This is a genomic window from Fuscovulum sp. (genome assembly GCA_035192965.1).
Taxonomy (GTDB): Bacteria; Pseudomonadota; Alphaproteobacteria; order Rhodobacterales; family Rhodobacteraceae; genus Paragemmobacter.
Genome location: CP136571.1, coordinates 663,169 through 683,477, shown reverse-complemented (window position 1 = coordinate 683,477; position 20,309 = coordinate 663,169). Strand labels below are relative to the sequence as shown.

General features: G+C 65.5%; 25 protein-coding genes. 11 read left to right on the top strand and 14 right to left on the bottom strand.

Annotated elements, in window-relative coordinates; translation table 11 throughout:
* Window positions 1–151 precede the first annotated feature (151 nt).
* The 4 genes from RSE12_03400 (at window position 152) to recR (ending at window position 3,343) form a co-directional block, all read left to right on the top strand.
* The gene (locus tag RSE12_03400) at window positions 152–1,921 is read left to right on the top strand and encodes a DNA polymerase III subunit gamma/tau (GenBank protein ID WRH63395.1); all 1,770 of its coding nucleotides are present in this window, start codon (window positions 152–154) and stop codon (window positions 1,919–1,921) included.
* Window positions 1,897–2,295: a hypothetical protein gene (locus RSE12_03395; GenBank protein WRH63394.1), complete on the top strand. Its 399-nt coding sequence runs from the start codon at window positions 1,897–1,899 to the stop codon at window positions 2,293–2,295. The genes RSE12_03400 and RSE12_03395 overlap by 25 nt, the downstream gene beginning before the upstream one ends.
* Before the next feature lie 81 nt (window positions 2,296–2,376).
* Window positions 2,377–2,730 carry a YbaB/EbfC family nucleoid-associated protein gene (locus RSE12_03390; protein WRH63393.1) on the top strand — a complete coding sequence of 118 codons (354 nt, stop codon included), beginning with the start codon at window positions 2,377–2,379 and terminating at the stop codon, window positions 2,728–2,730.
* A 1-nt stretch (window position 2,731) separates the two neighbouring features.
* Window positions 2,732–3,343: a recombination mediator RecR gene (gene recR, locus RSE12_03385; protein WRH63392.1), complete on the top strand. Its 612-nt coding sequence runs from the start codon at window positions 2,732–2,734 to the stop codon at window positions 3,341–3,343.
* A 69-nt stretch (window positions 3,344–3,412) separates the two neighbouring features.
* Here recR and RSE12_03380 read toward each other — a convergent pair whose 3' ends face one another.
* Window positions 3,413–4,162, bottom strand: coding sequence for a cell cycle transcriptional regulator TrcR (locus RSE12_03380; protein ID WRH63391.1), 750 nt, complete (start codon window positions 4,160–4,162; stop codon window positions 3,413–3,415).
* A gap of 124 nt (window positions 4,163–4,286) precedes the next feature.
* On the opposite strand from RSE12_03380, the gene RSE12_03375 reads away from it, so the two are divergent.
* Both RSE12_03375 and RSE12_03370 read left to right on the top strand, forming a co-directional pair.
* Window positions 4,287–4,934: a ribonuclease T2 gene (locus RSE12_03375; GenBank protein WRH63390.1), complete on the top strand. Its 648-nt coding sequence runs from the start codon at window positions 4,287–4,289 to the stop codon at window positions 4,932–4,934.
* A gap of 79 nt (window positions 4,935–5,013) precedes the next feature.
* Window positions 5,014–5,469 carry a host attachment protein gene (locus tag RSE12_03370; protein ID WRH63389.1) on the top strand — a complete coding sequence of 152 codons (456 nt, stop codon included), beginning with the start codon at window positions 5,014–5,016 and terminating at the stop codon, window positions 5,467–5,469.
* A gap of 1 nt (window position 5,470) precedes the next feature.
* Here the strand turns inward: RSE12_03370 and RSE12_03365 are convergent, their stop codons facing one another.
* Together RSE12_03365 and RSE12_03360 are read right to left on the bottom strand one after the other, a co-directional pair.
* Window positions 5,471–6,460, bottom strand: a complete 990-nt coding sequence (locus RSE12_03365) for an NAD(P)H-quinone oxidoreductase (GenBank protein ID WRH63388.1) — start codon at window positions 6,458–6,460, stop codon at window positions 5,471–5,473.
* Between the two features lie 24 nt (window positions 6,461–6,484).
* Window positions 6,485–7,183, bottom strand: a complete 699-nt coding sequence (locus tag RSE12_03360; protein WRH63387.1) for a COQ9 family protein — start codon at window positions 7,181–7,183, stop codon at window positions 6,485–6,487.
* Window positions 7,184–7,291: 108 nt separating this feature from the next.
* On the opposite strand from RSE12_03360, the gene rpsU reads away from it, so the two are divergent.
* Window positions 7,292–7,498, top strand: a complete 207-nt coding sequence (gene rpsU, locus RSE12_03355; protein WRH63386.1) for a 30S ribosomal protein S21 — start codon at window positions 7,292–7,294, stop codon at window positions 7,496–7,498.
* 402 nt (window positions 7,499–7,900) lie between these two features.
* Here the strand turns inward: rpsU and RSE12_03350 are convergent, their stop codons facing one another.
* A complete protein-coding gene (locus RSE12_03350; protein ID WRH63385.1) occupies window positions 7,901–8,362 on the bottom strand; it encodes an Lrp/AsnC family transcriptional regulator in 462 nt (153 codons plus the stop codon).
* Window positions 8,363–8,520: 158 nt separating this feature from the next.
* Between RSE12_03350 and ald the strand changes: the two genes are divergently transcribed.
* On the top strand, window positions 8,521–9,639 hold the full coding sequence (gene ald / locus RSE12_03345; GenBank protein WRH63384.1) for an alanine dehydrogenase: 1,119 nt from the start codon (window positions 8,521–8,523) through the stop codon (window positions 9,637–9,639).
* Window positions 9,640–9,694: 55 nt separating this feature from the next.
* On the opposite strand, the gene mscL is transcribed toward ald, so the two are convergent.
* From mscL to mobA, 4 genes are all read right to left on the bottom strand, one after another.
* On the bottom strand, window positions 9,695–10,105 hold the full coding sequence (mscL, locus tag RSE12_03340) for a large conductance mechanosensitive channel protein MscL (protein ID WRH63383.1): 411 nt from the start codon (window positions 10,103–10,105) through the stop codon (window positions 9,695–9,697).
* Window positions 10,106–10,282: 177 nt separating this feature from the next.
* Entirely contained in the window at window positions 10,283–10,861 is a 579-nt protein-coding gene (locus RSE12_03335) for a GNAT family N-acetyltransferase (GenBank protein ID WRH64726.1), read from the bottom strand.
* Entirely contained in the window at window positions 10,861–12,216 is a 1,356-nt protein-coding gene (gene mobB, locus RSE12_03330; protein ID WRH63382.1) for a molybdopterin-guanine dinucleotide biosynthesis protein B, read from the bottom strand. Before mobB ends, RSE12_03335 begins: the two co-directional genes overlap by 1 nt.
* Window positions 12,213–12,803 carry a molybdenum cofactor guanylyltransferase MobA gene (gene mobA / locus RSE12_03325; GenBank protein ID WRH63381.1) on the bottom strand — a complete coding sequence of 197 codons (591 nt, stop codon included), beginning with the start codon at window positions 12,801–12,803 and terminating at the stop codon, window positions 12,213–12,215. The genes mobB and mobA overlap by 4 nt, the downstream gene beginning before the upstream one ends.
* 69 nt (window positions 12,804–12,872) lie before the next feature.
* Between mobA and RSE12_03320 the strand changes: the two genes are divergently transcribed.
* Together RSE12_03320 and RSE12_03315 are read left to right on the top strand one after the other, a co-directional pair.
* Complete coding sequence (locus RSE12_03320; protein WRH64725.1) at window positions 12,873–13,574, top strand: AzlC family ABC transporter permease; 702 nt, start codon at window positions 12,873–12,875, stop codon at window positions 13,572–13,574.
* The gene (locus RSE12_03315) at window positions 13,571–13,897 is read left to right on the top strand and encodes an AzlD domain-containing protein (protein ID WRH63380.1); all 327 of its coding nucleotides are present in this window, start codon (window positions 13,571–13,573) and stop codon (window positions 13,895–13,897) included. The genes RSE12_03320 and RSE12_03315 overlap by 4 nt, the downstream gene beginning before the upstream one ends.
* A 22-nt stretch (window positions 13,898–13,919) precedes the next feature.
* Here RSE12_03315 and RSE12_03310 read toward each other — a convergent pair whose 3' ends face one another.
* The 4 genes from RSE12_03310 to RSE12_03295 form a co-directional block, all read right to left on the bottom strand.
* The gene (locus RSE12_03310) at window positions 13,920–14,528 is read right to left on the bottom strand and encodes a hypothetical protein (protein WRH63379.1); all 609 of its coding nucleotides are present in this window, start codon (window positions 14,526–14,528) and stop codon (window positions 13,920–13,922) included.
* A 42-nt stretch (window positions 14,529–14,570) separates the two neighbouring features.
* Window positions 14,571–14,717: an aa3-type cytochrome c oxidase subunit IV gene (locus RSE12_03305; GenBank protein ID WRH63378.1), complete on the bottom strand. Its 147-nt coding sequence runs from the start codon at window positions 14,715–14,717 to the stop codon at window positions 14,571–14,573.
* Between the two features lie 106 nt (window positions 14,718–14,823).
* Entirely contained in the window at window positions 14,824–15,876 is a 1,053-nt protein-coding gene (locus tag RSE12_03300; protein ID WRH63377.1) for an MBL fold metallo-hydrolase, read from the bottom strand.
* Window positions 15,873–17,576 carry an acyl-CoA dehydrogenase gene (locus tag RSE12_03295; protein WRH63376.1) on the bottom strand — a complete coding sequence of 568 codons (1,704 nt, stop codon included), beginning with the start codon at window positions 17,574–17,576 and terminating at the stop codon, window positions 15,873–15,875. Before RSE12_03295 ends, RSE12_03300 begins: the two co-directional genes overlap by 4 nt.
* 157 nt (window positions 17,577–17,733) lie before the next feature.
* On the opposite strand from RSE12_03295, the gene RSE12_03290 reads away from it, so the two are divergent.
* On the top strand, window positions 17,734–18,687 hold the full coding sequence (locus tag RSE12_03290; protein WRH63375.1) for an L-threonylcarbamoyladenylate synthase: 954 nt from the start codon (window positions 17,734–17,736) through the stop codon (window positions 18,685–18,687).
* Between the two features lie 75 nt (window positions 18,688–18,762).
* On the opposite strand, the gene RSE12_03285 is transcribed toward RSE12_03290, so the two are convergent.
* Both RSE12_03285 and greA read right to left on the bottom strand, forming a co-directional pair.
* Entirely contained in the window at window positions 18,763–19,785 is a 1,023-nt protein-coding gene (locus RSE12_03285; GenBank protein ID WRH63374.1) for a hypothetical protein, read from the bottom strand.
* Window positions 19,786–19,814: 29 nt separating this feature from the next.
* Complete coding sequence (gene greA / locus RSE12_03280) at window positions 19,815–20,285, bottom strand: transcription elongation factor GreA (protein ID WRH63373.1); 471 nt, start codon at window positions 20,283–20,285, stop codon at window positions 19,815–19,817.
* Window positions 20,286–20,309 lie beyond the last annotated feature (24 nt).

The window sequence follows — 20,309 nt, the reverse complement described above, 5'->3', positions numbered from 1 at the left end:
TCCTGCCTTCGCCCGATCATGGGACATAGTTGCCGGGCTGTATAGCAGGATGGCGCAGCCGGGAATGCCGGCGGAATGAGGGCGGGGCGGACGGGCGAACTTGCCCATCATGGCCGTCTCGCACTACTGTGGGCGGGATCAAGGAGTCACCATGTCCGACACCCCCGACAAGGCCTATCAGGTTCTTGCCCGCAAATACCGGCCCGAAACCTTTGCCGATCTGGTGGGGCAAGAGGCGATGGTGCGCACGCTGAAGAATGCCTTCGCGGCAGACCGGATCGCGCATGCCTTTGTGATGACGGGCATTCGTGGGACGGGCAAGACAACCACCGCGCGGATCATTGCAAAGGGGCTGAACTGTGTGGGCCCCGATGGCACCGGCGGGCCGACAACGGAACCCTGCGGGCTGTGTGAGCCATGCCGCGCTATTGCCGAAGGCCGCCATGTCGATGTGATGGAGATGGACGCCGCATCGCGCACCGGGGTTGGCGATATCCGCGAAATCATCGACTCGGTCCATTATCGGGCGGCAAGCGCACGCTACAAGATCTATATCATCGACGAGGTTCACATGCTGTCGAACAGCGCGTTCAACGCGCTGCTCAAGACGCTGGAGGAACCGCCCGCGCATGTGAAGTTCATCTTCGCCACGACGGAAATTCGCAAGGTGCCCGTCACCGTCCTGTCGCGGTGCCAGCGGTTCGATCTGAAGCGGATCGAACCCGAGGTGATGATGGGCCTCTTGCGCCGCATCGCGGGGGCCGAGGGCGCGCAGATTACCGATGGCGCACTGGCGCTGATCACCCGCGCGGCGGAAGGGTCGGCGCGGGATGCCACATCGCTGCTGGATCAGGCGATTTCCAATGGCGCGGGCGAGGTGACGGCGGATCAGCTGCGCGCGATGCTGGGGCTGGCGGATCGGGGGCGCGTGCTGGACCTGTTCGATCTGATCGTGACGGGCGATGCAGCGGGGGCCTTGGCGGAACTGGCCGGGCAATATGCCGATGGGGCGGACCCGATGGCCGTGCTGCGCGATCTGGCCGAGATCACGCATTGGATTTCCGTGATCAAGATCACGCCCGCGGCTGCCGAGGATCCCACGACCCCGCCGGATGAACGGGCGCGCGGCACCGACATGGCCACCCGCCTGCCGATGCGGGTGCTGACGCGGATGTGGCAGATGCTGCTGAAAACGCTGGAAGAGGTGGCGCTGGCCCCCAATGCCATGATGGCCGCCGAGATGGCGGTGATCCGGCTGACGCATGTGGCCGACCTGCCCGATCCTGAAACGCTGATCCGCAAGCTGCAATCCGGCCCGCAACCGGGGCCTGCCCCCGGCGGGGCGGGCGGCGCGCCTGCGGGTGGCGGGGGGCGCATGGTACATGCGCCCGCGATGCAGATGGCCCCTTCGGCACCTGCGCGCGGCCCTGTGATGCAGGGTGGAAGCGGGGGCGCGCAGGCGCTGGCCGTGGCCGAAGGCACGTTGCAGGTGTTCGTCAGCTTTGATCAGGTGGTCGAACTGATCCGTGAAAAGCGCGACATGAAGCTGCTGTATGAGGTGGAGACGGGCATTCGCCTTGTGCGCTATTCGCCCGGCCGGATCGAGTTTCAGCCCACCGGCGACGCCCGCCCCGACCTTGCCGCGCAATTGGGGCAGAGGTTGCAGATGTGGACCGGCGCGCGCTGGGGCGTGTCTGTCGTCAGCGAAGGCGGTGCCCCGACGATTGCCGAACAGCGCGATCAGGCGCGGCTGGCCGCCGAGGCCGAGGCGATGACAAACCCACTGGTGCAGGCGGTGATGGCGGCCTTTCCTGGCGCCAAGATCGCCGAAATCAGAACCCCCGCCGCACTGGCCGCCGCAGCCGAGGCAGAGGCCCTGCCGGAAGTCGAGGATGAATGGGATCCCTTCGAAGACGGCTGATCGCGCTGTCCCTGCTGGTGCCGCAGACGGCATGGGCCGAGGTCTGCGATAAAACCCGGCCCGGCTGGACCCTTGATCAGGGGCCGGTCACAGGTGGTGCGGAAACGCTGTATATCCTTGCCTCGCCTGTCGGGCTGGGCCTTGTGGCGCTGATCGCGTTGGCGCTGGTCTTTCCGCGCCGCTGGCTGGCGCTGCTGGCGGCGCTGCCTGCGCTGGCGCTGGCGGGGTTGTTGGTGGTCAGCCGCCAGTCCGACATGGCCGCGCTCGCGCTGGAGGAAGGCTGCATCGGATCGGCCATCCCAGTGGTGGTGCTGCTAGTCTTGGCGGCGGCGGTGGTTCTGGTGCGCGGGTTTCAGGCGCGGCGGGCCAAGTAACCGGGGCGGGTAGGCGGACTTGCCCCAGCCTGCGGCGCACCCTATCACTGAACGGCGCAGGCGGGATGCAGGAGAGATGCGATGCTAAAGGGGTTGGGCGGTCTGGGTGGACTTGGCGATATGGCCAAGATGATGAAGGCCGCGCAGGACATGCAGACGAAAATGGCCGAGATGCAGGCCGAAATGGCCAGCACCATCGTGATGGGCGAAGCCGGGGCCGGGCTGGTGAAGGCGCGCGCCACCGCCAAGGGCGAGGTGACGGGGCTGGACATTGATCCGTCGATCCTTGTGGCATCGGAGAAAGAGGTCGTGGAAGACCTGATCATCGCCGCCATCAAGGATGCGCAGGCCAAGGGTCAGCAGAAGATGGCCGATGAGATGCGCCGCATGACCGAGGCGCTGGGTCTGCCCGCCGATATGAAACTGCCGTTCTGACATGGCATCAGGCGGCGGCGATGGCCCGCGCGAGATCGAGGCGCTGATCGAATTGATGGCGCGGCTGCCGGGGCTAGGCCCCCGGTCGGCGCGGCGGGCTGTGCTGGTGCTGCTGAAGCGGCGCGGCGCGCTGATGGCCCCTCTGGCGCAGGCCATGGCGCAGGTGGCGATTTCCGCCCGTGATTGCAGGGTTTGCGGCAATATCGGCACGGCGGATGTTTGCGGCATTTGCAGCGATGACCGCCGCGCAACGGGCGAGATTTGCGTGGTCGAGGATGTGGCAGATCTTTGGGCGCTGGAACGGTCTGGCGTGTTCAAAGGGCGCTATCACGTGCTGGGCGGGACATTGTCGGCACTCGATGCCGTCGGGCCCGAGGAATTGCGCCTGCCAGACCTGATCGCCCGCGTCCAGGCCGAAGGCATCCGCGAGGTGATCCTTGCGCTGAATGCCACGGTGGATGGGCAGACGACGGCGCATTACATCGCCGATGCGCTGGCCCCATCGGGCGTGGCGGTCACCTCGCTTGCGCAGGGTGTGCCCATCGGGGGCGAGCTGGATTATCTGGACGACGGTACGCTTGGCGCGGCACTCAGGGCGCGCAAGACGTTCTAGGGTAAAGCGGGGCCTGACCCGGACTGGGCGCGATGCGCCCCGACCGGCAGGCCCCGGCTTTGGACGGAATCAGCGACGCGGTGCGTCGTCCTCTTCGTCATCCTCGTCATCATCGGTCTGCGGCAGGTTGAAGAAGCTTTCCGCATCCGAGAAATCGGCAGGCTTTTCTTCACGCTCGGTCCGGGTGAAGGCGTCCATATCGGTGGGCACCTTGGCATCGGTCGACATGCCCAGCGACTGTTCGGTCGACACGAGCTTACGGCGTTCGTCATCCGACATCACAACGCCATCGGCGGCGCGCTTGCGGGCGGCGGCCTGAACGGCGGCGTCCAGTTCGGTCTGGCGGCACAGGCCAAGCGCGACCGGATCAATCGGAGTGATGTTGTTGATGTTCCAATGGCTGCGGTCACGGATCGACATGATCGTGGGCTTCGTGGTGCCCACCAGTTTGCCGATGGCCCCATCCGACAGTTCCGGGTGGAATTTCACCAGCCACAGAATCGCCGCCGGACGATCCTGACGTTTGGACAGCGGGGTGTAGCGCGGGCCGCGGCGCTTTTCTTCGCCCTGCGCGGCCTGATTGTGCTTCAGCTTCAACCGATACATCGGATCGGCCTGACCGCGTTCAATCTCGATCGCGTCAAGCTGGTTGTTGGCGATGGGATCGAACCCCTTCACGCCGGTGGCCACATCGCCATCGGCGATGCCCTGCACTTCCAACTCGTGCATGTCGCAGAAATCTGCGATCTGCTTGAAGGACAGCGTGGTGTTGTCGACAAGCCAGACGGCGGTGGCCTTGGCCATAAGCGGCTTTGTCATCGGATCGCTCCTTGCAATATCTCTCTCGGGCCGGGAAATCGGCTGCGACCGGGGTCGCCATTCCGCGATTTCGGGGAAGTTCACGGGCGGATATAGTGAGTTTTGACGACAGAGGAAAGCAAAAATGCGTTTGATTGTTCTGGCCCTGACGGCCCTGCTCACCGGCCTTCTTGCAGCCCATCCGGCGCGGGCCGAAGGGGAACGTGCCGGGGATTTCGATTATTACGTGATGGCGCTGTCCTGGTCGGCCAACTGGTGCGCGCTGGAGGGTGATGCGCGCGACGATCCGCAATGCGATGCCGGGCGCGGGACGCCCTTTGTGCTGCACGGGCTGTGGCCCCAATATGAGGAAGGCTGGCCCAGCTTTTGCCGCACGGTGGAGCGTGATCCGCCCCGCAGCCTGACCGCGCAGCAAGCCGATCTGTTCGGCGGTGCGGGCGCGGCGTTCTATCAATGGAAGAAGCACGGGCGGTGCGCGGGTCTGTCGGCGGCAGCCTATTTCCGCACGGCGCGCGAGGCGTTTCAAAGCGTGACCGTCCCGGAGGTGTTCACCCGGCTGCGGCAGGATATTCGCCTGCCCGCCGATGTGGTGGAAGAGGCGTTCCTTGAGGCCAATCCCGGCCTGTCGCCCGAAGATGTGCTGGTGACCTGCCGCGACGGAATGGTGCAGGAGGTGCGCATCTGCCTGACGCGCGATCTGGACCTGCGGGGCTGCAATGCCGATGTGGGGCGCGTGTGCAGGGGAACCGTGGCGATGGAGGCGGTGCGCTGAAACTTGCGCCAGATCAGGGCGGCGGCTTGGCTGAAGGTGTCTGATGTCAGGCGGGGACTCACCCGCGAAAGGACATGACATGGCACTTCTGGCAAAGGGAACATGGGCGGTTGTGATGGATGAAGAACGCGTCATCATCCTGGAAAACACCGGGACAGTGGACCGCCCCCATCTGACCGAGGTGGAGCGGATCGCAGCGGAACCGCTGGCCCCCTATAGCGACAGGCCGGGGCGGGTTTACGATATGGGCAAGGACCAGCGGTCCGCGATGGAACAGCCCGACCTTGACCGCATCGCAGGCGCGCGATTGGCTGCAAATCTGGTGGCGCATCTGAAACAGGTGGCCGGGACGCGGCCCATCCTTATCGCCGCCCCGCCACAGGTTCTGGGCGCGGTGCGGGCGGAACTGGCGCGGCAGGATGCGCTGTCGGGGCCGGGCAAGCTGCACCTGCTGGGCAGCTTTGCCAAGACCTTGACCGGGATGCCGGTGGCCAAATTGCCGCCAATCCTGCAAGCCGCGCTGGACGAGGTCTAGGTCACTCGACCTTCAGCACGATCTTGCCCACATGGCCGCTGCTTTCCATCCGGGCATGGGCGGCGGCGGCGTCGTTCAGCGCGTATTCGCTGTCCATCACGGGGCGGAATTTTCCGGCGGCGATCATCGGCCAGACATGCGCCTCGACCTCGGCCGCAATACGCGATTTGGCAAGGTCGCTTTGCGGGCGCAGGGTCGATCCGGTGATGGTCAGGCGGCGCATCATCACCTCGGCGAAGTTCAGCTCGATCTTGGGACCTTGCAGAAAGGCGATCTGCACCAGCCGCCCTTCTGTTGCCAGCGCCTTGACGTTGCGGGGCAGGTAGCTGCCGCCGACCATATCAAGGATCAGCTGCGCGCCGCCCTCATCATGCATCATGGCGACGAAATCGCCGCTGCGGTAGTTCAGCGCCTTTTCCGCCCCCAACCCTTCGCAGGCTGCGCATTTGTCATCCGATCCGGCAGTGGTGAAGACGCGGGCGCCCAAGGCTTTGGCGATCTGGATGGCGGTGGTGCCGATGCCGGATGATCCGCCATGAACAAGGAAGCGCTCGCCCGCCTTGAGGCCCCCGCGCATCACCACATTGGACCAGACGGTAAAGCAGGTTTCCGGCAGGCAGGCGGCCTCTTTCATCGACAGGCCGTCGGGGATGGGCAGCGCATGGGTTTCCTGCGTGGCGACATATTCGGCATAGCCGCCGCCCGGCAGCAGGGCGCAGACCTTGTCGCCGATGGACCAGCGCGTGACGCCGGGGCCGATTTCCACCACGGTTCCCGATGCCTCCAACCCCGGCAGGGGCGAGGCGTTGGCGGGGGGCGCATAGGACCCGGCGCGTTGCAGCGCGTCGGGGCGGTTCACCCCGGCATAGGCCACACGAATGATGATCTGGCCATGGCCCGGAACCGGAACCGGGCGGGTGCAGGGTTGCAGGACATCGGGACCGCCGGGTTCGGTGATCTCGATCGCGCGCATCGTGTGGGAAAGTTCCATATGCGTCTGTTCCTGTCGGCCGCGTCAGCGGAAGGGGTTCCTGAACCGGCCGGGCAGATCATCGGGGACTGTCGGCGCGCGCCATTTCTCCATCACCTTGGCGGGGCCTGCAAGCAGCGCTTTGCCCAGCGGGTTTTCCCGGACCTTGGCCTTGATCGTTTCGATCTGCATCACATCGCCGATGCGGCGATCCAGAAAATCCCAGGTGCCCTGATGACCCAGGCTGTCATCGCCCAGCCAGTACAGGACGGTGGAGCCGTAGACCGCCGACAGCGTGGCGCGTTTCGTGTACCAGTTCACATCGCGCGAGGTGTCGCCCAGCGCGTTCCAGATTGCATCGGCGGTGCCCCAGATCAGCTTTGCGCCCTCGGCCGCGTGTTGCGGCAGGGCGAAAAGGGTGGTGCCACGGCGGACAAGTTCGCGATCCTCGATCCCTTCCAGCCGGGTGCGGACGGCAAAGGTCACGCGGTCGCGAAAGCGCATCTGGGACAGGTCGGTCGCGGCAAGGGTTTCGGCCATCCGCTGGTCGCCGCGTTTGTGGAAGGCAACCGCCAGATCAATGCCGCCGCGCGGGAACAGGGCGCGGGCCAACCCTTCGGCCACGCCCGAATCGGCGATGGCCGCGCGCAGGGTGGTTTCCGACCAGCCGTCAAAGGGCACGTGCAGCAAAGCGGCCTCCAACACCAGATCGCGGGCGTTTTCCGGGGTGTTCTGCGGTTCCATGGTCGTCTCCTTTGGGGCGCTCAGTGGACAGGGGCGGTTTCCTTTGTTATAGGGCGCGCGCCTGCACACTGTAGTGCAACTCTAACTTAGGAAGGTGGTGACAACCACATGCAGGTCAGCGTCCGCGACAATAACGTCGAACAGGCCCTCCGGGCCCTCAAGAAAAAGCTCCAGCGCGAAGGCGTGTTCCGCGAAATGAAGCTCAAGCAGCATTTCGAGAAACCCTCCGTCAAAAAAGCGCGCGAGCAAGCCGAAGCCGTTCGTCGTGCGAGGAAACTCGCCCGTAAAAAGCTTCAGCGTGAGGGCGGCCTCTAAGCCGTTCAGCGACACTGGGGGAACATCTGTATGATGGCCCCGCCCGATCAACCCCCGTCCGCAAGGCCGGGGGTTTTTCATTGTCGGATCAGCGGGTTAGCGGGGATTGGGGCGCGTTTTGCGCGTTCAGCACCCCGTGCAGCCGCCAGTGCAGCAAAGTGTATGCACGCAGCGAACGGTGGGTTAGGGGGCGCGGCGGGTTTTGTTAAGGAATTTGCTGGGAGGGTAGAAGGTGCGGGTGGACGGTGGCAGGGATTGATTGGCGCGGGGTTAACCGGGCGGGCGGGGGGCGATTTCTGACGCAGAAATCGTGGCGAAATATGACGCAGATTTCGGGGCGCACGCGCGCGGGGTGCGAAATCTGTGTCAGATTTCGGCGCGGAATTTGCGTCAAATTCCGCTCTACACCGCCAGCGCCGTTGTCTTGACCACCGTGCGCAGCGCGAAGGACGAGTGCATCTGTCGCACGCCCGGCAGGCGCGACAGGTATTGGCGGTGGATGCGGGCGAAATCTTCGGTGTCTTCAGCCATGATCTTGATAAGGTAATCCGCCTGCCCCGCCATAAGGTGACATTCAAGGATGTCAGGGATCTTTGCGACCTCACGCTCGAACGCGTCCAGCAATTCGTCAGCCTGACCTTGCAGGGTGATTTCCACGAAAACCGTCGTGGGCCTTCCCAGGCGGCGGGCATCAAGAAGGGCCACGTAGCCCGCAATGAAGCCTTCCTCCTCCAACCGCTGGGTGCGGCGATGGCAGGCCGACGGGGAAAGGTTCACCCGTTCCGACAATTCGGCATTGGTGATGCGGCCTTCCTTCTGCAACACGGTCAGGATGCGGCGGTCGGTTGCGTCGAGTTCTGACATTGTGGCGGATTCTTTCGCGAAACCTGCATGGATCGCAGAAATCTACCGCGCGGCTGGCCGCAGGTCATCCAGAAATCACAGTTTTTGCGGCGGATGTGATCAACACTTCTTTCACAACGGGCCGCCCGTCGCGGCAGGCCCGACAGGGAGGATGAAAGATGAAGATTGGTTGCCCGAAAGAGATCAAGCCACAGGAATTCCGCGTTGGGATGACGCCCAATGCCGCGCGCGAGGCGGTGGCGCATGGGCATGATGTGCTGGTGGAGACGCAGGCCGGGGTGGGCGCAGGGTTCACGGACGCGGATTACATCGCCGCCGGGGCGCGGATCGCGGCAACGGCGGAAGAGGTCTTTGCCCAATCCGAAATGATCGTGAAGGTCAAAGAGCCGCAGGCGGTAGAGCGGGCGCGGCTGCGCGCGGGGCAGGTGTTGTTCACCTATCTGCATCTGGCCCCCGATCCGGCGCAGACGCATGACCTGCTGGCATCGGGCGTGACCGCGATTGCCTATGAAACGGTGACCGATGATCGCGGCGGGTTGCCGCTGCTGGCCCCGATGTCCGAGGTGGCGGGGCGGCTTGCGCCGCAGGTGGGGGCCTGGACGCTGCAAAAGGCCAATGGCGGGCGTGGCGTGCTGATGGGTGGGGTGCCGGGTGTGCTGCCTGCCAAGGTGCTGGTGATCGGGGGCGGGGTGGTGGGCACCCATGCCGCCAAGATCAGCGCGGGGATGGGGGCGGATGTTACCGTTCTGGACCGGTCGGTGAACCGGTTGCGCTATCTGGATGATGTGTTCGGCGGGCAGTTCAAATGCGGCTATGCCGATGCGGCCACAACGATCGAACTCGCGCGGCAGGCCGACATGATCATCGGCGCGGTGCTGATCCCCGGTGCGGCGGCGCCCAAGCTGATTTCGCGCGCGCAGCTGGCCGAGCTGAAGCCCGGCGCGGCGCTGGTGGATGTGGCGATCGATCAGGGTGGGTGTTTCGAGACCTCGCGCGCGACCACGCATCAGGACCCGATCTATGAGGTGGACGGGATCATGCATTACTGCGTGGCCAATATGCCCGGCGCGGTGGCGCGGACATCGACGCTGGCCTTGGGCAATGCGACGATGCCCTTCATGCTGGCCTTGGCCGACAAGGGATGGAAACGCGCCTGCGCCGAGGACAAGCATCTGCTGGCGGGGCTGAACACCCATGCGGGCAAGCTGACCTATGCGGCGGTGGGGGCGGCGCTGGGCCTGCCCACGATCACGCCGACCGAGGCGCTGGCACTCTGAACGGAAAAGGCCGCGGGGGGTATTCCCCGCGGCCTTTGTCTGTCTGTCGCCTGACTTACTTTTTCAGGGAGTCGCGGATTTCCATCAGGATATCCAGCTCGCTCGGGCCGGCAGGCGCGGCGGGGGCTTCTGCCTTTTTCGGCATCAGCTTGTTCATCGCCTTGACCAGCACGAACACCACCCAGCCGATGATGACGAAGTTGATCAGCGCGGTGACGAAAGCACCATAGGCAAAGACCGCTGCGCCGGATTCCTTTGCTGCTGCCAGCGATGCCGGGCTGGTGCCGGACAGATCGATGAACATATCCGAGAAGTTGATGCCGCCCAGGATCAGGCCGATGATCGGGTTGATCAGATCCCCGACAAGGCTGTTCACGATGGCGGTGAAGGCCGCACCGATGATGATACCTACGGCGAGGTCCATCACGTTGCCTCTCAGCAGAAAGGTCTTGAACTCATTCAGCATTCCACGGTTCCCACTAATTTTTGTTGTGTGTCACAAACCCCGTCCCGGGGGCCGTTTGCCACTGTTTTTCAATGGCTCGGCAAATATGCAGAAAATTTGATGGATTTCACTCGGAAACTGAAACGGTGGCCCCATGGTCGGGCGCGCTGTTGCAGGATCGTCGCCAAAAGGCGGGGGTCAGATCGGGCGCACCATAGAATGTGCCGCGCGAAAACCGAAGATCAGGCGCAGGGGACCGATGGGTTCGGTCCGGTCGACAACGAAACCGCGGCGTTCGTACAGGGCCCGCGCACGGGCGTTGGTATCGACCACATCCAGCCGCACGGCGCTGTATCCGCGGGCGCGGCCTTCCGCGACGATGGCCTCAAGCAGCAAGGTGCCGACGCCCTGCCCGCGCACCGCATCGCTGACGCACAGGCCATCCAGAAGAAATCGGCTGTTGTCAGCCTCATTCCCCAAAAGGCGCAAGAGTTGCGCGCGCCAGCGCCCGCCGACGGGGCCATAGATGGCGCGGAGGTCGGTCTCGGACCCGCCGGCAAAGCTGCCCTGTTCGGATTTGAACCCTGCCAGCCCGACAAGGTTGCCGTTGCTGTCAAAGGCCGTCAGGCAATGGTCAGCGCGCATGACGCGTTCAAGGAAGGCCAGTGCCCGTTCATCCGGCCCCAGCACACGGCCAAGCTTGCCGCCAAAAGCCTGCCAATACAGGACGGCGGCCTGTGGGCGCAGATATTCGGGAAGGCCCAGTTCGATGCGGATCATGGCATTTGCCCCGCAGCAGCAAGCAAGGCCGCCGCGTGGCCCGCGCCAAGGATCCAGCCTTCCTCGGCGATTTCGGGCAGATTTGGCGGGGTGAGAAGGGGCGCTAGGCCGCCTTGCGCCGAAAGCCGAAACAGCGCGCGGGCAAGAAGCGTGACCTGCGCGGCATCCTTGATGCCGGGGGTCTGCGCCACCAGCGGGGCAAGGAGCGAGGGATAAACCTCGGCCAGTACGACGCGGGCAGCGGGGACAGGATCAAAAGGCCAGACGGCGGTGCCGGGGGTTTGCGACAGGCGGTGGATCATGGGCAGCCCCATCAGCGCCTGTGACCCGACAGAGCCGGTGGTGAAGAGTTTCCACACGGGCTGCGCGCGGGGGACATGGGTTTCCGCCGCCCGGCGTTCGGGCAGGCCGAGGGCGGGGTAGTCCACGGCCTTGCGTTCCGGCAGATGCGGCAGGTTCAGTCCGGCGGGACGGCCCCAGAAGGGGCCGCCGCCGATGCCTGCATTGATCGCATCGGCCACGGCAAAGCGGTTGTTGCGGTTGGCGTCATCGGTGATGTGATCGGCCAGCCAGCGCCAGATGGCGCGGGGGTCTGCCTGCCCGGTCAGGCGGGCGGCAAATCCGGTGGGATAGCCCATCGGGAAATCGAAACCCACCAGCAGGCGGCGGTTGGCGGCCTGTTCCGTGGCGATAAGGGTAGCCAGATGCGCCTCTGCCTCGGCCCGTGTCCGGAAATACTGCGCGGTTTCGCCCTGCGCGGTGGCGGTGCCGATCCAGATGGCATCGGCCGAAGGTTTGGCGGGTGAGGGCCCGTTGGTGGCGGACCAGTCGACAATGGCGACGGTGTCGAAACGGGGGGAGGCAAGGCCGGTTTCCGCAAGGATGAAATCGGCAACGGCGGCGGTGTCGTTCAGGTCCAGCACCGGCACCGTCAGGGCAAGGCCGGTTGCATCGGTGGCCACGGCGCGGATCAGGGGATCGCCGGGCTGAATCATGTCCTGCCCGGTCTCGCTGCGCCAGACCTCGATTTTCTGGTGGCTGTCGCGCTTGTATCCTTCGACCAGCACCAGATCGACGGGGGCCAAGCGGGCCAGCACGGCGGCAAGGTCTGGTTCCGGGCCGCGATGTTCCACCATCAGGGCGAAACGGTCTTTTGAGGCCAGTACCACCTCACGCGCGCCGGCCTGACGGTGGCGAAAGGTGTCTTTGCCGGGCTGATCAAGGTCTACCGCGTGATGGACATGCTTGACAGTCGAGACGGAAAAGCCGCGCCCAGTGATCTCGGCCACCAGCCGTTCCATCAGGCTGGTCTTGCCCGAATTCTTCCACCCGATGACGCCGTAAACCTTCATCCCATGCCCCCGATGCGGGTGGCGGCGGCGGCAAGGTCTTCTGGCGTGTTAAGGTTGGCAAAGGCCCCGTCATCGGGAAAATCGGCGCGGGCGGCGTTCTGGGCATCGGCAAAGCTGCGGACGCGGGGTTTTTCGCCACTGGCAAGGAAAGCGCGCAGGGGGTCGCGCAGGGCAACAGGCCACAGGCCGAAGGTCGGATGGTCATTCCCACCCGAGCGGGCAAGCGCGCAGCCAAGGGTGGATTCCCCGGCAAGGATCAGGCGCGGCACCAGATCAGGCGGCAGGAAAGGTGCATCAACGGGGGCCGACACCACGGCGGTCGCGCCCAGTGGCGCGGCCCAGTCCAGCGCCGACAGGATGCCCGACAGCGGCCCCTCAGATCGCAGATCGGCCAGCACGGGCAGGCGCAGGGCGGCGAAACGGGCGGCATCGCCATTCGCGCTAATGGCCAGACGTTCCACCTGCGGTTCCAGCCGGTCGGTGACATGGGCGATCAGCGGCCGCCCGGCAAGGGCAAGCATGGCCTTATCGGCCCCGCCCATCCGCCGGCCCTGCCCGCCTGCAAGGATCACCCCGAATATCCGCACGATGCGCCCTTCCGCTTTGCTGACCAATGGCCTAAGCCGAAGCTCATGCAAGGTAAAGCGCAGGCGCGCATGTCACCCACCCGCAAGGCTTTTCTTCGTGGCCTGTTTGCCGCTCTGCCGATGACGATTGTCGTCGGCCCCTTTGCGTTGCTGTTCGGGGTGGTGGCGACAGAGGCCGGGCTGAACGTGTTTGAAACCATGCTGTTTTCCGTGTCGGTCTTTGCAGGCGCATCGCAATTCGCCGCCTTGCAGACGATGCAGGAGAATGCGCCGGTGCTGGTGGTGCTGGCCACGGCTTTGGCGGTGAACCTGCGGATGGTGATGTATTCGGTCACGCTGGCCCCGCATTTCGGCACGCTGCCGCTGCGGTCGAGGGCGCTGATGGCCTATTTTCTGGTGGATCAGAGCTTTGCCACCACAGTGGCCGAGATTGACCGCAACCCCACCATGACGGCCGCGGAAAAGCACGCGGTGTTCTTTGGCGCGGTGGTGGCAGTGGCGCCGCTGTGGTTTCTGGCATCGCTGGCGGGCGGGATGATCGGGCAGGCGATACCGCCCGAATATGCGCTGGATTTCGCGCTGCCGATCACCTTTCTGGCGATGGTCGCACCGATGCTGCGCAGTCTGCCGCATCTGGTGGCGGCGGGGGTGTCGATCCTGTTGTCGCTGCTGCTGGCGGGTTTGCCCTGGGGCACAGGGCTGCTGATCGCGGCAGGGGTGGCGATGGCCGCCGGCGCCATGCTGGAACAGCGGCTGGAGCGGCGGGGATGATCGACAAATCCACCTTCTGGATCGTCATGCCCGCGCTGGCGCTGGGAACCTATGCCATTCGGTTCTCATTTCTGGGGACGCTGGGCACAAGGCCCCTGCCCGTCTGGCTGACGCGGGCGCTGCGCTATACGGCAGTGGCAGTGCTGCCCGCGCTGGTGGCCCCCGGTGTGCTGTGGCCGCCCGCGACGGGGGGTGAGACAGATCCCGCGCGGCTGGCGGCGGCGCTGGTGACGCTGGCAGTGGGGATGGCCACGCGCAGCACCATGGCCGCCATCCTGGCGGGCGGTGCCACGCTCTATGCGCTGCTGGCGACAGTCGGTTAAATCGGTGGGTTAGATCTGCGGGTTAGATCGGCGCTTCGCCCGCCTGCACCAGCAACACGCCGTGGTTCTTGTCGGCATCCTCATCACGGATCACGCGGGTGGTGACGCCGGGGATCTTGGCGAAATCATCCATGATCTTGTTGGGATACCAGCTGGACCGCACGTTTTCGAACCCCGGCACGCCGCGCAGGATTTCCGTCACCGACTTGGCGCATTGCGCCTTTGGCACCGCGCCATAGGCCTTGGCCCGCTGGGCCACCAGCGCAGCCACGCCGGGCGATACGATGACCGTCTGTTCCACCACGCGGAAGGTTTCGCGGGCGTGATAGTCGATGTAGAAATTCACGATGCGCGGGGTGATGCCGTAATGCACATCATTGCGTTCCGGGATGCGCGGATGCTGCCAGGTTCCGGCCGGATCGAACATGATACGCTCTGTCCCGTTGATCATCAGCCCGCTATGCGCCCCGGCATTGGAGCGGTTGTTGATCACCGTGAACAGGGTGATCGACGGCGGGCCATCATGCACATAGCGCGCGGCCTGAACCCGCTCTTCCGGTGCCCAGACAGGCTCTGCCCCGCAGGCCGCAAGGGTCAGAAGCGCGAGAAGGGAAAGAAAAGCGCGCAGCATGGGATGATCCAATAAGTTGGGCTGAAAATCCGTCAGGTCCGGTCAGGCGTTGGCAAGCGCCATGAAGATCAGGATCGCGATGATGATCACCACGCCCCATTGCGTGAACTTGAGGAAACCGGCGAAGGTCTTTTCCTGCGCGCGGATATCCATGCTGCCGGGTTTGAAGTCGCTCTTGTGATCGGCCATTTCGGTTCCCTTTCTTCGTCTTTCCGGCGAGATAGCCGATTCATGTATCCATGTCACGCCTTACGGCGCAGCAAGGGGTGCCGGATTGCCGCACAAGCGGGGGTGTTCAGCCCGGAAGGCGCTGCCAAAGCCACGCGCCTTGTGCGTTCAGCCTGCGAAAGACGCGCCCACGCTGCAACAGGCAGTTCAGATGCGCCACCGATTCGACCAGCGCCATGCCGAATTCCGGCCCGTCGATCTGGCGCTTGAACAGCGGCAGAAAGCAGTCGGCGGCGACCTGCGGGGTGGCAAGGTGATCCATCAGGCGGGCCAGCGCGGATTCGTGGTTTTCGGCCATCTGGCGCAGGCGCAGGGGCAGCCCGGTAAAGGGCAGTTTGTGGCCGGGCAGGACAAGCTGATCGTCCGTTGCAAAGGCGGAAAGGCGGGTGCAGCTGTCCAGCCATTCGGAAAGCGGGTCTGCATCGGGTTCGGTCGGATAGACACCGATATTGGCAGAGATGCCCGGCAGAAGCTGATCCCCGCCAAGGATCAGCGCGTCGTCCATCGACCAGAGCGTGGCATGTTCCGGCGCATGGCCATCGCCGCAGCGCACGCGCCAGCGGCGACCTGCGGCGGTGATCGTGTCGCCGTCCTTGATCCGGGTGAAACCGGGGGGAAGCGGGGCCACGACATCAGCAAAATTAAAGGGCCGGGTGGTGGCATAGCTGTGCAGCCGCGCCTCGGATACCCCGGCGCGGCGCTGAAACTCCACCGCTTGCGGCAGGGGCAGCGCGTGTTCATCCAGCACCAGCATCCGGGCATAAAGCCAGCTTGTCCGCGTCGTGACCAGTTCCGCGCCCTGCGCCTGAAACCACCCGGCAAGGCCGATGTGATCGGGGTGGTAATGGGTGACGATCACCCGTTTCACAGGCCGCCCGGCAAGCGGGCCCTCCAGCAGGCGCTGCCAGATCGCGCGGGCGCGGTTCGAGGCAAAGCCGGTATCAACGATGGTCCAGCCATCGCCATCGTCCAGCGCATAGACATTCACATGATCCAGCGCCATGGGCAGTGGCAGCCGCAGCCACAGGATCCCGGGGGCGACCTCTGTTGCCTCACCCTCGGCCGGGGGGGTGGCAAAGGGGTGGCGGATGCCAGACTCGCTTTCGGGGGCGTCTTTCACGCCGCCAGATCCTCGGGCGACAGGGCGTAAAGCTGCGCCGCGCCTTCGCGCGCTTCGGCCAGCAGGGCCGTGTGTTCGGGCAACAGGCGGCGGATCGCCACGCGGGCCAGCGCAGAGCGTGCGCCGCCGGTGGCATGGGCAGCGCGAAGATGCGCGTCTGCGCCCAGCAGCAGGGCAAAGGCCCGCAGATAGGGCGCGGCCCCGGCGAAGCGGTCGGTCATGTCCTGGCGCAGCAGGGCATCGGTGGCGTCGCGCAAGGCTTCGGCGGCCTGCCAGACTTCGCCGGCCAGATCAGGATGCGAGGCGCGGGCGGCTTCGGATCCGGCCTGCACCTCATCAATCAGGGCCATCGCGGCACTGCCGCCATCGGCCATCTTGCGGGCGACAAGATCCATCGCCTGAATGCCGTTGGTGCCTTCGTAAATCGTGGTCACGCGCACATCGCGGGCGAATTGCGCGGCGCCTGTGTCTTCGATCACGCCCATACCGCCATGAATCTGGATGCCCAGATGCGCCACCTCATTGCCGGTATCGGTGCCATAGGCCTTGGCGATAGGGGTCAGCAGGGCGGCGCGGGCATGCCATTCGGGGGCATCGGTGGCGCGGGCCATGTCGATGGCCACGGCGCAAGACAGCGCGATGGCCCGGGCCGAGAAGACCTGTGCCCGCATCCGCGCCAGCATCCGGCGCACATCGGCATGATCGGTGATCGGCGCGCGGCCCGTGGGGGTGCGGCCCTGAACGCGGCCTTCGGCATAGGCCAGCGCGTGCTGGAAGGCAGCCTCGGCGATGCCAACGCCCTGCACCGCCACACCAAGCCGGGCGTTGTTCATCATGGTGAACATTGCGGCCAGGCCCTTATGCGGTTCCCCCACAAGCCACCCCTGCGCGCCATCATATTGCATCACGCAGGTCGGGCTGCCGTGCAGGCCCAGCTTGTGTTCAAGGCCGACGACCGAAAGGCTGTTGCGCGGCCCCGGATTACCATCCGCATCGGGCAGGAATTTCGGCACCAGAAACAGGCTGATCCCTGCCGAACCCGGCGCGCCATCGGGCAGGCGGGCCAGCACCAGATGGCAGATGTTCGGCATGAAATCCGCATCCCCCCAGCTGATGTAAATCTTCTGCCCGGTGATGGCATAGCTGCCATCGCCACGCGGTTCGGCACGGGTGCGCAGCGCGCCGACGTCAGACCCGGCCTGCGGTTCCGTCAGGTTCATCGTGCCGCCCCATTCGCCCGAGGTGAGCTTGGGCAGATACATCGCGCGGATCGCGTCTGATCCGTGATGTTCCAGCGCCTCGATCTGGCCTTGGGTCAGCAGGGGATTGATCTGAAGTGCAAGGCAGGCCCCCGACATCATCTCATTCACCGCCGTGGCCAGCGTCATGGGCAGGCCCATGCCGCCATTGTCGGGCGCGGCGGCCATGCCGACCCAGCCGCCTTGTGCAATCGCGCGGTAGCCTTCGGCGAAGCCGGGTGGGGTGCGGACGACGCCGTTTTCCAGCCTTGCGCCCTGCTTGTCGCCCGTGCGGTTCAGCGGCGCCAGCACGCTTTCCGCCAGACGCCCGGCCTCGGCCAGCACGGCGGTGGCGGTGTCCACGCCGGCATCCGCAAAACGCGGGGTGGCGGCGACGCGCCCATACCCCAGCACATGGGTGAGCAGCAGGTCGTAATCGGCAAGGGGGGCGCGGTAGGGCATGGGTCGATCCTCTGACATGCCGGGGGCCGGGCTGCGGCACAGGCGGGACGCTTGGCAAAGCGGGCCGTGACGGGTAATGGCTCCTGACCCGCAAAGGTTTACAGACCGTTTGCCCCTTCTCAACCCCTACGCAGCGTCACGCGCGAGGTCATGGGCCATGATTGCCACCGAAGACCTGACCGATAGCCCCCAAGGGATTGCACGCGCAGCAGAAATCCTGCGCACGGGGGGGCTTGTCGCCTTTCCGACCGAGACGGTCTATGGGCTGGGCGGGGATGCGCGGTCGGATCGTGCCGTGGCGCGGATTTTCGATGCCAAGGGGCGGCCAAGGTTCAACCCGCTGATCGTGCATGTGCCGGATGTGGCAACCGCACGGCAGTTTGCGCGCTTTGATGACCGGGCCGAGGCGGTGGCGGCGGCGTTCTGGCCGGGGCCGTTGACATTGGTGCTGCCGGTGGTCGCAGAGACGGGGCTGTCACCGCTGGTGACGGCGGGGCTGGAGACGGTGGCGATCCGGGTGCCCGCGCATCCGGTGGCGCAGGCGCTGCTGCGGGCGTTCGGCGGGCCGCTGGCCGCGCCTTCGGCCAACCCGTCGGGGAAGGTTTCACCGACGCGGGCGGATCACGTGCGGGCGGGGCTGGCGGGGCGGATCGAGGGTATTCTGGACGGTGGGGCTTGTGCAGTGGGGTTGGAATCCACCATCCTTGGGCTGGACGGCCCGCCCAGCCTGCTGCGCCCCGGCGGGGTACCGGTTGAGGCGCTGGAAGCGGCGTTGGGGGTGGCCCTGCTGGCGGGGGGGGATGCCGCGCGGCCAAATGCGCCGGGACAATTGGCCAGCCACTATGCCCCCAGTGCGCTGGTGCGGTTGGGCGTGACGGTGCCGGAGCCGGGCGAGGTCTGGGTGGGGTTCGGCCCCTGCCCTGCTGCTGCGCTGACCCTATCGGAACGCGGCGATCTGGTGGAGGCGGCGGCCGCGCTATTCCACGTGCTGCGCGCGGCGGATGTGCTGGCAGGGGCAGGCGGGCGCATCGCCTTTGCCCCGGTGCCGGAGGTGGGGCTGGGGCGGGCGATCAATGATCGCCTTCGGAGAGCCGCGGCGCCGCGGGGCTAACAAATTTCTTCGAAGAAATTTGCAAAAATCTTCGAAGATTTTTGTTTGGCTTGCCTTGGCAATCCAAAGCGCGGTTCAGTCGAAGGTCCCTGTCACGCGACCGAACAGCATGAAGGCCCGCGCCGTGCGCGTGTCGGCCAGTTCGGCAAGATCGGTGTCAGAGGCGTTCTTCTCGAACTCCTGAAACGTCTTGTCGAAGGTGCGCAGGAAATGGTGGCCCGCATCCCGAAAGACCGGGTCTTCGCGCATCCTTGCCCCGGTCAGCGCAAGGCTGGACCGATCCCGGATGCCGCCCAGCGCGGCGATGGCGCGGCCGCGTTCGCCTTGGGCGAATTTGCGCCACAGCTCCGGCCGGGCGCGTTCCGGGGTCAGGTCATCCATATAGATGCCTTCCTGGCTGAGCAGCGTCAGCACATCCTGTGCGGCGCGGATCAGTTTGGCGGTGGTGCGATCCTCCAGCGCAAGGCGAAGGGCGCGAAACCCTTCGCGGTCATCGGGGTTTTCGGGAAAGTTCAGCGCGCGGATGAAATCGCCGATCGACGGGGGGGCGCGCAGATCCTCGGCCGGGGTGCCAAGCGCGAGGGCGGGCTGTTCATCCTGCGGCGCGGGGCGGGGCGGCGGCACCAGCGCCGCCTTGCGATCCGCCGACGGCACGGTCAGGCCGGGATCGCGCCGCGTCTGGAATGAGGCGAGAACGCCCGCCGTTTCGCGGGCAACCTGTGCCACCTCTTCCAGGCGCTGTTCCACGCCCGGCTTGATCGCGGCCTGTGTCTGCTGGCTGAGGAGATAGGCGTTGCGCATGGCATCCACCGTGGCCTGAAGTCGCGCGGCCTCGGCCCGCAGCACGCGGACGGATCGCAGCGTGGTCACGGCGGCCCAGATCAGCGCGAGCGGCAGGAACACGGCAAGCAACGTCATCACCAGGCCCAGCAGGCCACCCGATGTTCCATCGGGCGCCATCAGCGCATAGGCGATGACCGCCACCACCCAGACCAGCGCCAGCAGACCCGCGACCAGTTCGGTCGGGCCGAAGGGCGGGGCCTCTTCGGCGCGCAGGAATAGGCCCAAGGGTTCCGGTTTATCGTGGTCTTCCGGCATACTGTCCCCGAATTGCCTGTCCGTGGTGTTCAGACGTAGCGGATGCTGAGGATCTCATAGCTTTTCTGGCCGCCGGGGGTTTTCACCTCGACGCTGTCGCCTTCATCCTTGCCGATCATGGCGCGGGCAAGGGGGGAACGGATGTTCAGCAGGCCGCGTTCGATATCGGCCTCGGCCTCGCCCACGATCTGATAGGTCTTTTCCTCGTCGGTGTCTTCGTCGACGACGGTGATCGTCGCGCCGAACTTGACCGAGCCGGACAGTTTCGACGGATCAATCACTTCGGCCAGCGACAGCATCGCCTCAAGCTCCTTGATGCGGCCTTCGATGAAGGACTGCTTTTCACGGGCGGCGTGGTATTCGGCGTTCTCCGACAGGTCGCCATGTTCGCGGGCCTCGGCAATCGCGCGGATCACGGCGGGGCGCTCGATGGATTTCAGCACCTTCAACTCTTCGTCCAGCGCGGTGAAACCTGCGCGCGTCATCGGAATCTTTTCCATCGGTCCCTACATAACAAAAGGAAG